The sequence below is a fragment of the Curtobacterium sp. PvP017 genome, from assembly GCF_054060195.1.
Genome location: NZ_JBSSCY010000001.1, coordinates 538,946 through 554,036, shown reverse-complemented (window position 1 = coordinate 554,036; position 15,091 = coordinate 538,946). Strand labels below are relative to the sequence as shown.

The window sequence follows — 15,091 nt, the reverse complement described above, 5'->3', positions numbered from 1 at the left end:
CGTCCGGGTCCGACGCCGAACGACGAACCCGTTGTCGTGCGACAGCAGGTTCGTCGTTCCGCGTCGGAACCGCCGCCCGAGCTGCCGTCGGCGACCGCTACGGAGGGCCGAGCAGCCAGAGCACCGCGACGAGCACCGGCTGCCCGGCCAGCGCCGCGGTGACGAACGTCCACCGCATCCAGGGCTTCGCGACGAGTTCCGGCGACCCGAACAACGGCGCCAGGGGCATCAGCAGCCGCGGGGTGGAGGCCATCGGCAGCGACACCGCGAAGATGTACAGCGCGTAGGCGGCCGAGTACAGCACGGTCGTCGACCCGAGCCGCTTCGTCGACCGGCGGAGCAGCCAGATCGGGAACCCGACCAGCAGGAACGCCACGATGAGGATCCCGCCGACGCCGAGCCAGCGTCCCGCGATGAGGAACCACGGCGACAGCGGCACGAAGTCCACGCGGCCGATGAAGTTCACCCACCAGGACATCTCGGTCTCGAGGTAGGCGTTCGGCGTCCCGGTCACGTGCGACGCGATGACGGGCCACGCGAGTCCCGCCGCGACCATCACGACGCCTGCGGCGACGACCTGCACCTGTTCACGGAGCGGGAACGTGTCGAGCACACGCCCGGTCTCACGGCGCGCCCGGACCCACCGCACCAGGGCGATGACCCCGAGCACGAGCGGGACGGCCAACGCCCCCGGACGGGTGAAGGCGGCGGCGACCCCGAGCACGGTGAGCAGCCCGTACCGCCGACGTTCCAGGGCCAGCAGCGCGCCGAACGTGAGCGCGAGGAACATGCTCTCCGCGTAGCCGACCTGCAGCAGGAACGACAGCGGACCGCACGTGAAGAAGAAGACCGCCCACATCGCCGCGGCGTTGCCCGCGCGGTCACGGACGAGGCGGTGCAGCAGGTAGGTCGCCAGCAGGCCGGCGAGGACGGAGATGAGCGGTGCGCCGACGGTGAACGGCAGCCCGGTCGAGGCGGTGAGCATCCGGATCGTGAACGGGAAGGCCGGCAGGAAGGCCCAGGCGTTCTGGGCCACGTTGCCGAGGGCGTCGACCGGCAGCACGTCGGGGTAGCCGTGCAACGAGATCTGCTCGTAGTACTGCCCGTCCCAGGCGGTGAGGAACGCCGTGAAGCCGTGCTCGTTGCCCCAGATGGCGTTGTCCGGCATCGCCCTGCCGATGAGCGGGTACGCGAGCGCCAGCCAGAGCGTCGACACGATCCGGCCGCCGGTCCAGACGAGCAGCACGGCCGCCCACGCCGGCAGCGAGGTGACGGTGTCGAGTGCGCGGCGCCGTCCGCTCGCGGCGGTCCCGGTGACCGCGCCGTCCAGCCGGCTCACGCGCGCGCTCGGCGGCGTTCGGGCAGGGAGGACGGCACCCGGCCAGGGTAGTCGCCCTCCACCTGGGTGATCGGTGCGGCACCCCGGACGGGAGGCACGCCACGCGTTCTGCAGTGCGGAAAGCGTCGGTCGCGTGGTCGGCGCCACCGCACGGCCTCCGCCTAGCCTGGAGTCTCCGCCGACGACCGACGAACCCAGGAGCAACCGTGCCGAACCCCACCGCGCCGAAGACCGCCATCGTGACCGACGACGCCCCGAAGCCCGCCGGACCCTACAGCCAGGGCATCGTCGCCAACGGCTTCATCTACACCGCCGGGTTCGGCCCGCAGGACCCCGCCACCGGCGCGATCGCCGACGACGTTGCCGGACAGACCGCCCAGGTGCTGGCCAACGTCGCAGCGGTCCTCGCCGAGCACGGTGCCACCCTCGACGACGTCGTGAAGTCCACGGTGCACCTCGAGCACTCCGACCGCGACTTCCCGGCCTTCAACGAGGAGTACGCGAAGCACTTCTCGCAGCCGTACCCGGTCCGCACGACCGTGCAGTCGCACCTCGCGAACATCCTGGTCGAGATCGACGTCGTCGCGGTGCTGCCCAGCGCCTCGTGACGACCGGGCAGGCTGTGTGAAGCCTCACCGGCCCCCGGTGCCTGCTGCTCCCTGCTCGTGGTCGATCCGACCCGGACGGCGACGCAGCCCGGCGCCGGGGGTCGCGTGCGTCAGGCCACCGTCGACGAGCACGGGGACGCCGGCGACGAGGACGTCGTCGATGCCCTCGGCCAGGCGCATCGGTTCGTCGTAGCTCGACCGCGCCGCCACCCGATCGGGATCGACGACCACCAGGTCCGCGACCGCCCCGACCGCCACCGAGCCGCGTCGGCCGAGCCCGAGTCGCTCGACGGCGGTCGTCGACAGGTGCCGCGAGGCCTCGCACCACGTCAGGAGCCCGGTGCGCGCGAAGTCCTGCAGGTAGCGGGCGAACGTGCCGTACGCCCGGGGGTGCGGGTGCGTGCCCACGAAGATGCCGTCGGACCCGGCCGTGTGCCCGGGCAGCCGGAAGAGCGGCGCGAGGTCGTCGGCGGTCCGGGGTCGGGGCACGCGCATCACGGCGGTGACCTGCAGCGCCGAGTCGACCAGGACGTCGAGCGCCAGGTCGACCGGATCCGTCCCGGTCGCCTCGGCGGCGTCGGCCAGGGTCCGTCCCTGCAGCGCGTGGAACTCGGCGGCGGGCACGTGCGACAGCGTGATCTGCTCGGCCCACCCGGTGCCGAGGTCGGCGCGGGACAGCACGCGGTCGAGCACGGCGGCACGGACCGCGGCGCGACCCCCGTCGTCGGCGATCGCGTGGGCGAGGTCCTCGGTGCCGGGCCGGGCGAGGGCCGCGGGCAGGAGCAGCATCGACAGGATCGTGCAGCCGCGCGAGTACGGGTAGGCGTCGAACGACATCGGGGCGCCCTCGGCCTCGAGCGCGGCGAGTGCGGTCACCGCGAGGTCGACGGGGGCGTGCAGGTGGGAGACGTGCGCCCGGACGCCCGACCCACGCACGATGGCGGCGATCTCGTCGAGGCCGGCCCGGGCGTTGCCCTCGTACCCACCGCGCATGTGCGAGACGTACAGGCCGTCGACGGCGGCGACCTCGGTGCAGAGCGCCGCGAGCTCGGCGGTGTCGGCGAACAGGCCGGGGACGTAGTCGAGACCCGTCGCCAGACCGACCGCTCCGTCCGCGAGGCCGTCGCGCACGAGCTCGCGCATCGCCGCCAGCTGTGCGCTGTCCGCCGGCCCCGGGTCGTCGCCCAAGACCTGGTGACGGACCGTGCCGGCGGGGACGAGCGTCGCGACGTTGATCGGGGTGGTGCCGTCGTAGGTCGTCAGCAGCCCGTCGACCCCGCCACCCCGGTACGACGGGTGGGGGCCGTCGATGGCGGCGAAGTACGTGTCGGCGTACGAACCGTCGCCAGGGGCCGGCCCGACACCGTCCTGTCCGGTCACGATCGTGGTCACGCCCTGCCGCAGGAGGGCGAGCTGCACCCCCTCGTCGAACACGAGCGAACCGGCGTGCGAGTGCGCGTCGACGAAGCCCGGCAGCACCAGTCGGCCGTCGCAGTCGATCACGTGCGCGCCGACGGGGGCGTCCGGGTCCGGGCCGAGGGCGCGGATCGCGGCGTCGGCGACGAGGACGTCGGCGCGCACCGGAGCGCCGTCCACGCCGAGCACGGACCCGCCGCGGAGCAGGACCGGACCGCCGGTGGTGCCCCCCGGGACGGTCATCGGTCGAGCGCCGCGACGAGGCGGCCGGCCCGCGCACGCAGGGCGTCGAGGTCGCCCGAGGTCAACGCGTCGCCGACGAGCGGGGAGCCGAGTCCGACGGCGACCGCGCCGGCGGCCAGGTAGTCCGGGGCGTCGTCGACACCGATGCCGCCGGTCGGGATGACGTCGACGAAGTCGAGCGGCGCCAGGACCTGCCGCAGGAACGCGGGGCCGCCGAGCTGCGCCGCCGGGAACACCTTCACTGCACGGGCGCCGAGCTGCCAGGCGCGGACGATCTCGGTCGGGGTCGCGGCGCCCGGGTACCACCCGAGGCCGCGCTCGTGCGCCCGCTCGCCGAGTTCGGCGTCGAGGTGCGGGCTCACCGCGAACGAGGCTCCGGCCGCGGCGGCCTCGTCGAGTTGGCGGACGTCGAGCACGGTGCCGACGCCGATCGACGCCGCGGAACCGTACCGCTCGACCGCCCAGGCGATGCCCTCGCGCCACCGCGGGGTGTTCGTGGTGATCTCGATGGCCGTCACGCCGGACTCGACCAGGGTGGCGACGACGTCCTCGACGTGGTCGCCGGTGCCGCCGCGGAGGATCGCGATCGCCGGACCGGCCTGGTGGCGGTGCCGCGCACCGGCGTGCTGCTCGGTGCTCGTGGTGTCGTTCGTCATGGTGCGCTTCCTCGAGTGGTGGTTTGCGGCGGGCACGGCGTCAACGGTCGACGCGGTCGTGCACGGCGTGGTCGGTGTCCGACGGGTCCGGAGCGTGGTGCAGTGCCTCGGGGTCCGGGCGGCGCCAGTCGCTCTCGACGGTGCAGGCGAGTGCGCCGGCGTCGGCGGCTCGGTCGAGTGCCTCGGCAGCATCCGCTCCGCCCAGGCTCGCCGCGAGCCACCCCGCGACGAAGGCGTCACCGGCACCGACCGGGTCGACGACGCGCACCGGGGTCGCGGGTCGCCGGAGGAACACGCCGTCGATCGACGCCACCGCGCCGCGGGAGCCGAGCTTGACGACCGCGCGGCCCCGTCCCAGTGCGGCGAGCTCGTGCGCGAGCGATTCCTCGTCGTCGTCCTGCTCGTCACGGCCGAGCACGAGCCGTGCCTCGTCGTCCCCGGCGAAGACCACCGTGGAACGGGCGGCGACGGCCCGGTACCGGTCACGTGCAGCGTCGGCGCCGATGAGCTTCGGTCGGTGGTTGACGTCGAAGGACACCGGCACGCCAGCGGCGGACGCCCGGTCGAGGGCTGCGGTCACGGTGTCCCGCGCGGACTCGGAGAGCGCGAGGGTGATGCCCGTGACGTGCACGAGCGCCGCCGTCTCGACGATGCTGCCGGGCAGGTCGGTCGCCGTCAACGCCGACCCGGCCGAACCCCGGCGGTGGTAGGTGACCCGCGTGCGGCCGTCGAGCAGCCGCTCCTTCATCATGATGCCGGTGGAGCGTTCGGCGTCCGGGACGGCGAGGACGTCGACGCCTTCGTTCCCGATGTCGGCGGTGACCCGGTCGCCGGCGGGGTCCGTGCCGACCCGACCGAGCCACGTGGCCGGCACCCCGGCGCGGACCAGACCGATCGCGACGTTGCTCTCGGCTCCGCCGGTGTCGACCCGCATGTGCTCCAGGTCCGGCACCGCACCGACGTCGCGCCCGGTCAGGAGCAGCATCGTCTCGCCGAACGTCAGCACCGAGCCGGTCACCGGGCACTCCGCGCGAGTGCGAGCCGCGCCGACGAGGACCCCAGCGCGACCGAGATCTCGTGCGCGGTCCGCACGACGCCGTCGCCGAGTTCGCGGACCGCGGCTGCGGGGAACCGCGACGCGAGCCCCGAGATGCTCATCGCGCCGACCACCTGGTTCGCGTGGTCGAACACCGGGGCGGCGACGCACCGGATGTCCGGTTCGTTCTCGCGGTCGTCGATGCCGTACCCGCGACCGTGTGTGCGGTCGACCTCGTGCCGCCAGCGGTCGTCGTCGGTGATGGTGTGCTCCGTCATGACCTGGGCCGGTTCGGCGAGCACGCGGTCGAGCAGCTCCGGTTCGCCGAACGCGACGATCGCCTTGCCGGAGGCGGTGTTCCGCATGGGCAGGCGGTTGCCGATGCGCGACCCCATCCGCACCGTGCCGCGGGTCTCGACCTTGTCGACGTAGACGATGTCGGTGCCGTCGGGCACCACGAGGTGGCACGTCAGCCCGGTCTGCTCCGCGGTCCGGCGCAGGAACGGTGCGGCGGCGGAGCGCAGGTCGATGCCCTCGAGGTAGCTCTGCCCGAGCAGCAGGGCGCCGAGCCCGAGCGTGAACCCGGCGTCCGGGGTGCGGCGCAGCAGGTCGTTCTCGAGCATCGGGGCGGTCAGCCGGAGCACCGTCGACTTCGACGTGCCGAGCTCGTCGGCCAGCACGGACAGGCTCACGGACACCGCGCCGCTGCGGGTGCGGTCGGCGATGCAGTCGAGCAGGCGGAGCCCGCGGCGCAGCGACAGCGCAGCGTTGCGCGCGGGTCCGTCGCCGTCCGTCGGCGCCGGGACAGCCGTGGTCGCGCGCATCAGAACCACGTCGCGATCGTCCGGAGCACGGTGTCGTCGTCGGCGAGGACGTGCACCTGCCGCCACTTGTCGAACACCGTGCAGGGGTGCGAGATCCCGAACACGACGACGTCGCCGGGCGTGAGCTCGGGGGCCCCGTCCGCCAGCGCGAGGTAGCAGTGCTGGTCGTCGAGGCGGGTGACGGTGACCGCCCCGGGTAGTGGGACGACCTGCGCGGCGCCCGCCGTGCCTCCTGGCCGGACCGCCCGCACGATCGGCAGCCCTTCGTCGAAGGAGATGTCGCGCTTCCCGACCGCGACGAGGGCGAGCCCGGGCTCGGGGCAGGACGTGACGCGTCCCCACACCTCGATCGCGGCGACGAGCGATCCCTCGGCCGGGTGCCGGCCGAACGGCGTGCGCTCGGCGTAGAAGCCGTCGTCGTGGGTCAGGTACGCACCCGAACGCAGCAGCACGTCGAGGTCGTCCGTGCGTCGTGCGACGGCGTCGACGACGGCGTCGAACCAGGCGCTGCCGCCCATGCTGAGGAGCCCGCGACCGTCGACGAGCCCGCGGACGTCCTCGGCGACGTCGAGCACGCCGTCGACGTACTCGCGCGCAGCGTCGACGCCGGGCAGCCCGCCTTCGTACCCGGAGACACCGCGGAGCGCGAGCCCGGCGTCGTGGGCGAGGCGCGCGAGGGCACGCGCGTCGTCAGAGGAGCGGACCCCGGTGCGGCCGCCCGGGAACCCGAGTTCGACCAGGACGTGCAGCTCGCCGCCGACAGCCCCCTGTGCGGCGACCGCGGCGGCGACACCCGCTGCGGAGTCGACGTAGCAGAGGACGTCGGCGTCTGGGTCGACCGTGCGCCGGGACGCGAGCCAGGCGAGGCCCGCGGGGTCGAGGACCTCGTTCGCGACGAGGATGCGGTGCACGCCGTGCTCCCACGCGACCATCGCCTGCTGGACGGACGCGACCGTGACGCCCCAGGCCCCGGCGTCGATCTGCCGCGCGGCGAGGTCCGGCGCCATGTGGGTCTTCATGTGCGGCGCGAACAGCAGGCCGTGGCGGTCGACGTAGGCCTGCATGACGGCGGTGTTGCTCGCCAGGGCGGACTCGCGCAGGGTCATCACGGGCAGGTGGGCGTGGTCGAGGACGTGGTGCGGCGTGCTCGCTGTCGGATCCCAGGCGCCCTTCGTGGTCACGGTCCCGGTTCCGGCCACGGTCCCGGTCGTCGTGTCGGCGTCGGTCATCGGTGGGCCTCCTGTCGTCGCGCTGCCCCCACGCTCCCGCTCGGCGGACCGCCGGGGCAACGCGCTGGTGCGCATCATTCTGCAATGCACAACCAGGCGGCGGAAGCTCGCGACGCGGATCGTCGCGTGACGCCGCGGTGGGCATAGCCTTTGACGCGACATGGCGACGATGACGACGACACCCAGACGACGGACGGGCAGCACGGCGGTCGCCGTGCTCGTGGCGGGCACCTTCTTCATGGAGCTCCTCGACGGCACGATCCTGGCGACCGCAGCACCGGCGATGGGACGCGACCTCGGCGTCGACTCCGCCGCCGTCGGCGTCGCGATCACCGCCTACCTGGTCACACTGGCGGTCTTCATCCCCGTCTCGGGCTGGCTCACCGACCGGATCGGGTCCCGCACGGTCTTCGCGGGCGCGATCGCCCTCTTCACGATCGCGTCGGCGCTGTGTGCGATGTCGACCGGCCTCGTCGACCTGACGCTCTGGCGCATCCTGCAGGGGCTCGGCGGTGCGCTCATGGTGCCCGTCGGCCGGCTCGTGGTGCTGCGGAGCGCCGGCCGCGAGCAGCTCGTCACGGCCATCGCGATCCTGACCTGGCCGGCGCTGGCCGCACCGATCATCGCCCCGTTCATCGGCGGCGTGCTCGTCGACACCCTCACGTGGCACTGGATCTTCCTGATCAACATCCCGCTCGGCGTCATCGCGTTCGTCGCCGCGCTCGTGCTCGTCCCGCAGGAGCGCGCGGCGCAGCGCGTGCCGTTCGACTGGTTCGGGTCGTTGCTGGCGTGCTTCGGCCTCGGGTCGCTCGTCGTGATGGCGTCCCTGCTCGCGCTCGACGTCATCCCGGTCCTGGCCGTCATCGTGTCCGGCGTCGTCGGAGCCGTCTGCTGCTGGTTCGCGATCCGGCACTTCCGCCGGGCACCGCACCCGATCATGGGGCTCGAGGCGTTCCGGCTCGAGACCTTCCGGGTGTCGCACGCCGGCGGCAGCCTGTTCCGGCTGGCGGTCTCCGCGGTGCCGTTCGTGCTCCCGCTGCTGTTCCAGGACGCCTGGGGCTGGAGTGCCGTGCTCGCCGGGTCCGCCGTGCTGTGGGTCTTCGTCGGCAACCTCGGCATCAAGCCGATGACGACCCCGTTCCTGCGCTGGTTCGGGTACCGCCCGGTGATCATCGTGTCGAGTGCCGTCGCGGCGCTGACCGTCGTCGCGATGGCGTTCATGACCGAGGACACCCCGTTCTGGCTGCTGGCCGTGCTGCTCGTCGTCAGCGGAGCCGCCCGTTCCGTCGGGTTCACGGCGTACAACACCATCGCCTTCGCCGACGTCGAGCAGGCCGACATGACGCCCGCGAACACCCTCTCGTCGACGCTGCAGCAGACCGCCGCCGGCTTCGGCGTCGCCGTCGCCGCGGTCGTCATCCGTGCGGCCGGTGGGCTCGGAGGCGACGGCCCGTACACCGTCGCGTTCTGGGTCATCGCGGCGCTGCTCGCCGTCGCGTGCGTCGAGGGCATCCTGATGAGCCGCACAGCGGGGGACACCGTCCGCCCCGCCCGCCGGATCCGCGCCTGATCCGTCCCACACCGCGCAGCGCTGCCGGTTCCGCGCGGCCGCGCGCACGCCCCGCGGGCCTGTCCGTTTCCGTCACGGTCACACGCGCGAAACCCGACAGGCGTTACAGTCTCAGCATCCGTTTGCGAACGCCGAGTACGGTTACCGCGGCAGGGTGACCCGGACCACCCGGACAGGAAGGCAGCATGGCCGCGCCAGAACAGCAGAGCACGATCGCCACCGACGCAGGCGTGCCGCCCACTGCCCTCCGGGTCGTCAGCTACAACCTCCGCGAGCACACCGCGAACGGTGAACTCGCCGCCCTGGCCGAGGCCTCCGACGCCGACGTCATCTGCGTGCAGGAGTGCGACAGCAACGACCTGGCGCCGTCGATCGGCGGGCTCTCCCTCGCCGCGTCGACCCGTACGAACCGCCTCGGACTCGCCATCTACAAGCGTGACGACCGCTTCGAGGTGCAGGACTTCAGCATCCACTCGCTGCAGAAGTCCCTGCACGACCGGGTCCTCGCGCCCGCGCACGAGCGGCTCATCGCCATGCACCTGCGCGACAACGAGGCCGACGCCGAGGTCGTCGTCGCCTCGTTCCACGCCTCACCGCTGACCGCGACGAACTCCCTGCGCCGCAAGCAGATCGAGGCGGCGCACCAGTTCCTGCGCGAGCTGGCGAAGGACGTCCCCGCCGTCATGGTCGGCGACTTCAACTACCCCTGGTTCCAGACGAACCTGCGTCGCAAGATCGAACAGCACGGCTTCGCGCTGTCGCTCTCCGACCAGCCGACCTACCTGCGCTACCGCAAGTTCACGGGCCACTTCGACTTCGCGACGAGCGTCGGGCTGCACATCGCCGGGGTCGAGACCCTGCCGGCGGGCATCTCCGACCACCGTCCGATCCTGGTGCGCGCGCACTACGAGCACCCCGGAGCGACCGGCACCGTCGAGACCGTCGAGTCCCCGGCCGCCTGACCCGAGCCGCGCGCCCGCGCCGCTCGCCCCGCCCCGCCCCGCCCCGCCCCGCTCGCCCCCGAGGTTCCAAAATCTCGGAATCTCGGCGTTCGCAGCGGGCGTTCGTGGAACCTCGGCGGATCGCGTGCGGCGAGTCGTGGAACCTCGGCGACCGGGACCGGGCGGGGACGGCGTCGAGCGGCGACCAGGACCCGTCCCGTCCGGGCCGCCCGGCCCGCTGCCGCGACACTCCGAGATTTCGGAACCTCGAGGGCCCCAGCGTGCGTCCGTGGAACCTCGGCAGATCGCTCGCGGCGCGTCGTGGAACCCCGGCGGACGTGAGCGGCGCGTCGTGGAAGCCGGTGACCGCTCGGCGGACGACGCGGGGCGCGCCCGCAACGCGGCAACGCACTGGAGGCCCGGTGCCGGTTCCAGGAACCGGCACCGGGCCTCCAGGCAGTCACGTCCACGGCACGTGCCGAGCTCGCAGCACACGCCGCGCGGGACGCGCCCGCGTCAGCGACGCAGGGTCGCGCGCGCCAAGCGGTTGCCGACGAACTGGCCGAGCTGCACGATGACGACGATCGCCGCCACCGACACGTAGACGATCCACCAGTCGTACCGCTGCGAGCCGTAGGTGATCGCGTACTCGCCGAGTCCTCCGCCACCGATCAACGCACCCTGCGCCGTCATGTCGACGATGCCGATGTAGATGAAGGTGTAGCCGAGGATGAGCGGCCCGAGGCCCTCCGGGATGAGGACGGTCAGCAGGATCGAGACCGGGTGTGCGCCCGACGCCCGCGCCGCCTCGACGACGCCGGGGTCCACCGCGAGCAGGTTCTGCTCGACGATGCGCGACACCGCGAAGGCCGCTGCCAGCGAGATCGCGAACGTCACCGCGGGGACACCGATGGTGGTCTGCACCACGACGCGGGACAGCGGGGCAATCGCGGCGAGGAAGATCACGAACGGGATCGGCCGGACCAGGTTCACGACGACGTTGATGATCGTGTACGCGGTGCGGTTGCCCAGCAGGTTGCCCGGTCGGGTCGCGTAGAGCAGCAGTCCGAGGGCGAGTCCGATGATCCCGGCGATGACGAGCGACACGAGCGACATCACGATGGTGTCGCGCATGGCGGCCAGGAAGACGTCGAACGTGTCGATCACGCTCTGGAACGAGTTGTTCACGCTGCTGCCTCCTCGTCGGTCGTGACCCCGTCGGCGCGCAGGGCGGCGACGGCGCTGTCGACGGCGTCGGGCGCACCAGCACCAGCACCGGCACCAGCACCAGCACCAGCACCCCCGCCAGCACCAGCACCAGCACCCCCGCCGGCGGTCAGCTCGTAGGTGAGCGACCCGATCCGACGCTCGCGGATCTCGCCGACCCCGCCGTAGACGAGCTCGGCGGTGACCCCGGCGGACCGGAACACGGCATCGATCCGGTTCTGCAGCCCGGCCTCGTCGGTGATCTGCACGGTCACCAGGCGCCCGGGGTGCCGTTCGCGCAGGCGAGCGAGCGTGTCCGGAGACGGGCGGTCGTGCAGCGCGGTGCGGACGAACCGCTGCGCAGCACCCGTCTTCGGGGCGGAGAACACGTCGTAGACGTCCCCGACCTCGACGACGCGTCCCTGCTCCATCACGGCGACGCGGTCGGCGATCTGGCGGACGGCGTCCATCTCGTGCGTGATGACGATGATGGTGACGCCGAGTTCCTTGTTCACGCGGCGGAGCAGCCCGAGGACCTCGGAGGTGGTCTCCGGGTCCAGGGCGCTGGTGGCCTCGTCGGCGAGCAGCAGGTCGGGTGACGCTGCGAGCGCGCGGGCGATCCCGACGCGCTGCTTCTGCCCACCGGACAGCTGCTCCGGGTAGGCGTGGGCGCGCTCGAGGAGCCCGACGAAGTCGAGCAGTTCCGCGACACGACGGTCGCGTTCGTCCTTCGGCACGCCGGCGACCTTGAGCGGGTACGCGACGTTGCCGGCGATGGTGCGGGACCGGAACAGGTTGAACTGCTGGAAGATCATCCCGATGTTGCGACGCGCCAGACGGCGGTCCCGCTCGGGGATCGCCGTCAGTTCCTTGCCAGCCACGGTGACGGTCCCGGAGCTGGGGAGCTCGAGTGCGTTCACCAGCCGGACCAGGGTGGACTTGCCGGCACCGGAGTACCCGATGACGCCGAGGACCTCTCCCTGGTGCACGTCCAGGGAGACGTCCTCGACGGCCACCACGGTCTCGCCGGTGTCGGCGCGGCGGTAGTGCTTCGAGACGCCGCGGAGTTCGACGAGGACCGGCACTACTCCGCTGCCGCCTTCGCGTCCGACTCGACCGTCGCGAGCTCCTTCTGCAGCGAGGCCGCGCTCTCGTCGCTCGGGACGGCGTCCGGGTAGTCCTTCGCGAAGATCTTCTGCACGGCGTCGTCCTGGAACAGCTCCGCCAGGTCGAGGTACGTCTTGTTGTCCTTATCGGCGTCGCGGACGGCGAAGACGTTCACGTACGGGGCGGCCGAGGCGCTCTTCGGGTCGTCCTGGAAGATCGCGTCCTTGGTGTCGAGACCGGCCGAGGTGGCGTAGTTCACGTTGACGATCGCTCCCTCGACGGAACCCTGCTGCAGGGCGTTGGCGGTCTGCGAGGCGTCGAGCGTCTGCACGTCGACCTTGTGCGAGGTGATGTCGGCCGTCGTCGAGAAGGCGTTGCCGCCGTCCTTGAGCTCGAGCAGGTCAGCGGCCTGCAGGACCAGGAGCGCACGCGCCTCGTTGATGGCGTCGTTCGGGATCGCGACCTTCGCGCCGTCCTCGAAGTCGGCGACGTCGGAGACCTTCGTCGAGTACAGCGGCAGCGGGTAGACGGCCGTCGCGCCGATCGGCTGCAGGTCGTCGTCCGAGGTGACGTTGTAGTTCGCCAGGTACTGGATGTGCTGGAACTGGTTGATGTCGATCTGCTCGTCCTTGAGCGCAGGGTTCGGCAGCGAGTAGTCCGAGAAGTTCTGGAGCTTCACGGTGACGTTGAGCTGCTCCTTGGCGGCCTTCACGTACGTGTTCCAGTAGGGCAGCGACTTGTCCGAGACACCGATGGTGACGGTCTTCGGCGCAGCGTCACCGGCGGCAGCGCCACCGCTGTCGCCACCGGAGCGCACGACTCCGACGATGACGGCGACGACGATCGCCACGACGACGATGACGGCGGCGATGATCCAGCCGATCGGGCGCTTGCCCTTCGGCTTCTCGGGCAGTGCGGGGGCTGCGGACATGCTGGTGCTCCTCGTGGGCCGTGCTGTGCGGGGGAGCCGCGGTGGTCCGCGGCGTGGAGTCGAGTGTGACGGGAGCGAGTCCACGGTGCGAGTTCCGTTCCGCCGTGTTACATCGCCGTCACGGGGTCCCTTGGTTCACTCGGTACGTGCGCAGCATCGAACTCGTCCTCGACGGCCCCTCGGACGCTGTGGTCCGGGCGCTCTGGCAGACCCTCGTCGCCGCGGAGCTGCCGAGCCTCGGCCACTCGGGCACGAACGACCCGCACGTCACGCTTGTGGCCGGCGAGGCCCTGCCCGTCCCGCCGGACCTCGACGTCGCGGTGCCCGAGACCGTGCGTGTCGCCGGCGTCCTGCTCTTCCCCGCCGGCCCCGGTCGGCACGTGCTCGGCCTCGGCGTGGTCGTCGACGAGCCACTGGCCCGCTTCCACCGTGCGCTCGTCGCCGCCGCTCCGGGATCGCTCGAGTCGTCGCGACCCGGCCACTGGGCGCCGCACGTCACCCTCGCTCGCCGCATCCGCGACGTCGACCTGCCCGCGGCGCTCCGCGTCCTGGCCGCGGACGCACCCCTGCCCGAGGTGCTCACCGTGGGCGGTCTCCGCCACTGGGACGGGGATGCGAAGGTGGTCACCCGCCTGCAGTGAGGGCCGTGGCGGACCGGCACCGGGCCTCCCGGAGCGCAGCAGGGCTGGACGGGAGGCCCGGGTCAGGCCCGCAGGACCCGCTCGCCGAACGCGGATGCGAACGTCCGGTCCGGGTCGGCTCGTGCGATCAGGTCGCGGACGTCCGCCACCCGTGGGTACAGCTCCGCGATCGCGTCGCCGTCGAGCGAGCTCATCTTCCCCCAGTGCGGTCGCCCGCCGAACGGCGCCAGCCGCGCCTCGAGGTCGGGCAGCAGCGCGGCGACCGCCTCCGGGTGCTTCTGCCAGGTGAACGCGATGCAGAGCACGTCCTCGCCCTGGGTCGGGCTCAACCAGAGCTCGTCGGCGGCCATCGTCCGGAGCTCGCACACGTGCAGGTGCGGCTGGATGCGGTCGGCGAGTCCGCGCAGCGCGTCGAGTGCCGCCGCCGCGTGCCGGAGCGGGACGAAGTGCTCGCTCTGCACCTCGGACCCGTGGCTCGGTACGGACTCGATCGGGAAGTGCGGCAGCCGGTCCCACCACGGTCCCACCGAGCCGTCACGCGCCGTGTGGTGGCCGTCGCCGGGGGAGCCGGGCAGCCGGAGTGCGCCGAACAGGTCGTCCGGCACGGGGACGTCGTCGGCACCGGCGGGCACCCGGGACTTCACGAGTGCCTCGCTGACCTCGTCGCCGAACACCGTGTAGGCGCACACCGAGTACCCGGCGGCGTGGACCTCGGCGACGTGGTCGGTGAACGTGCTCCACGGGAACGGTCCGTACGAGTCCTGTCGCATCCGGTACGTGGGCTCGAGGTCGAGCGTGACGCGGGTCACGATGCCGAACAGCCCGAGGTGCAGGACGGTGCCGGGGAACGCCGGGTCGGCGCGGTCGACGGTCCGGAGCGAACCGTCGGGACCGAGCAGTTCGAGGGACCGGACCGCGGTGGTGAGCGAGCCGAGGGTGGTGCCGGAGCCGTGGGTGCCGGTGGCGACCGCGCCGCCGACGGAGATGTGCGGGAGCGACCCCATGTTGTGCAGCGCGAACCCGGCGCGGTCGAGGTCGGGGGCGACGTCGCCGTAGCGGGTGCCGGCGCCGAGCGTCGCGGTCCGCCGGTCGGGGTCGACGACCAGGTCGGTCGGGATGGCGGTCAGGTCGAGCAGGACCCCCGGGGCGTCGGCGGAGTCGTTGAACGAGTGCCGCGTGCCGAGTCCGTGCACCCGGGGGGAGCGGGCGACGACCTCGGCTGCCTCGTCGATCGAGGCCGGACGCACGACCCGCTCGGCCGTGTAGGTGACCGTGCCGGACCAGTTCAGTTCGCTCGCCGTCGACCGCATGCCGCCCACGATGCCACGAGGACCCGTGGGCGGC

The 15,091-nt window shown here is 72.5% G+C and carries 14 protein-coding genes; 4 read left to right on the top strand and 10 right to left on the bottom strand.

Annotation, left to right across the window (positions count from 1 at the left end; translation table 11 throughout):
- Nucleotides 1-97 precede the first annotated feature (97 nt).
- Nucleotides 98-1,339, bottom strand: a complete 1,242-nt coding sequence (locus ACVKXF_RS02665; protein WP_456794734.1) for a hypothetical protein — start codon at nt 1,337-1,339, stop codon at nt 98-100.
- A 206-nt stretch (nt 1,340-1,545) separates the two neighbouring features.
- On the opposite strand from ACVKXF_RS02665, the gene ACVKXF_RS02660 reads away from it, so the two are divergent.
- Nucleotides 1,546-1,947, top strand: a complete 402-nt coding sequence (locus ACVKXF_RS02660) for a RidA family protein (RefSeq protein WP_123313916.1) — start codon at nt 1,546-1,548, stop codon at nt 1,945-1,947.
- A 24-nt stretch (nt 1,948-1,971) separates the two neighbouring features.
- Here ACVKXF_RS02660 and ACVKXF_RS02655 read toward each other — a convergent pair whose 3' ends face one another.
- The 5 genes from ACVKXF_RS02655 to ACVKXF_RS02635 are packed head-to-tail and all read right to left on the bottom strand — an operon-like array spanning nt 1,972 to nt 7,351.
- Complete coding sequence (locus tag ACVKXF_RS02655; RefSeq protein WP_456794733.1) at nt 1,972-3,606, bottom strand: N-acyl-D-amino-acid deacylase family protein; 1,635 nt, start codon at nt 3,604-3,606, stop codon at nt 1,972-1,974.
- Nucleotides 3,603-4,262: a bifunctional 4-hydroxy-2-oxoglutarate aldolase/2-dehydro-3-deoxy-phosphogluconate aldolase gene (locus ACVKXF_RS02650; protein WP_340196490.1), complete on the bottom strand. Its 660-nt coding sequence runs from the start codon at nt 4,260-4,262 to the stop codon at nt 3,603-3,605. Before ACVKXF_RS02650 ends, ACVKXF_RS02655 begins: the two co-directional genes overlap by 4 nt.
- 40 nt (nt 4,263-4,302) lie before the next feature.
- Nucleotides 4,303-5,280 (bottom strand): sugar kinase, encoded by a 978-nt coding sequence (locus tag ACVKXF_RS02645; RefSeq protein WP_396288970.1) that lies wholly within the window; start codon nt 5,278-5,280, stop codon nt 4,303-4,305.
- Nucleotides 5,277-6,122, bottom strand: a complete 846-nt coding sequence (locus ACVKXF_RS02640; protein ID WP_456794903.1) for an IclR family transcriptional regulator — start codon at nt 6,120-6,122, stop codon at nt 5,277-5,279. The genes ACVKXF_RS02645 and ACVKXF_RS02640 overlap by 4 nt, the downstream gene beginning before the upstream one ends.
- Nucleotides 6,122-7,351, bottom strand: a complete 1,230-nt coding sequence (locus tag ACVKXF_RS02635) for an alanine racemase (RefSeq protein ID WP_456794732.1) — start codon at nt 7,349-7,351, stop codon at nt 6,122-6,124. Before ACVKXF_RS02635 ends, ACVKXF_RS02640 begins: the two co-directional genes overlap by 1 nt.
- 160 nt (nt 7,352-7,511) lie before the next feature.
- Here ACVKXF_RS02635 and ACVKXF_RS02630 point away from each other — a divergent pair, with 160 nt between their 5' ends.
- Together ACVKXF_RS02630 and ACVKXF_RS02625 are read left to right on the top strand one after the other, a co-directional pair.
- Complete coding sequence (locus ACVKXF_RS02630) at nt 7,512-8,921, top strand: MFS transporter (RefSeq protein ID WP_456794731.1); 1,410 nt, start codon at nt 7,512-7,514, stop codon at nt 8,919-8,921.
- A 185-nt stretch (nt 8,922-9,106) separates the two neighbouring features.
- A complete protein-coding gene (locus ACVKXF_RS02625; protein WP_123313909.1) occupies nt 9,107-9,883 on the top strand; it encodes an endonuclease/exonuclease/phosphatase family protein in 777 nt (258 codons plus the stop codon).
- A 495-nt stretch (nt 9,884-10,378) separates the two neighbouring features.
- On the opposite strand, the gene ACVKXF_RS02620 is transcribed toward ACVKXF_RS02625, so the two are convergent.
- From ACVKXF_RS02620 to ACVKXF_RS02610, 3 genes are read right to left on the bottom strand one after another with little or no spacing between them, the layout of a single operon-like run.
- A complete protein-coding gene (locus tag ACVKXF_RS02620) occupies nt 10,379-10,996 on the bottom strand; it encodes a methionine ABC transporter permease (RefSeq protein WP_123314086.1) in 618 nt (205 codons plus the stop codon).
- Nucleotides 10,997-11,046: 50 nt separating this feature from the next.
- A complete protein-coding gene (locus ACVKXF_RS02615; protein WP_456794730.1) occupies nt 11,047-12,153 on the bottom strand; it encodes a methionine ABC transporter ATP-binding protein in 1,107 nt (368 codons plus the stop codon).
- On the bottom strand, nt 12,153-13,106 hold the full coding sequence (locus ACVKXF_RS02610) for a MetQ/NlpA family ABC transporter substrate-binding protein (RefSeq protein WP_456794729.1): 954 nt from the start codon (nt 13,104-13,106) through the stop codon (nt 12,153-12,155). Before ACVKXF_RS02610 ends, ACVKXF_RS02615 begins: the two co-directional genes overlap by 1 nt.
- A gap of 146 nt (nt 13,107-13,252) precedes the next feature.
- On the opposite strand from ACVKXF_RS02610, the gene ACVKXF_RS02605 reads away from it, so the two are divergent.
- Nucleotides 13,253-13,747, top strand: a complete 495-nt coding sequence (locus tag ACVKXF_RS02605; RefSeq protein WP_456794728.1) for a 2'-5' RNA ligase family protein — start codon at nt 13,253-13,255, stop codon at nt 13,745-13,747.
- Between the two features lie 62 nt (nt 13,748-13,809).
- On the opposite strand, the gene ACVKXF_RS02600 is transcribed toward ACVKXF_RS02605, so the two are convergent.
- Entirely contained in the window at nt 13,810-15,057 is a 1,248-nt protein-coding gene (locus tag ACVKXF_RS02600; RefSeq protein WP_456794727.1) for an FAD-binding protein, read from the bottom strand.
- Nucleotides 15,058-15,091 lie beyond the last annotated feature (34 nt).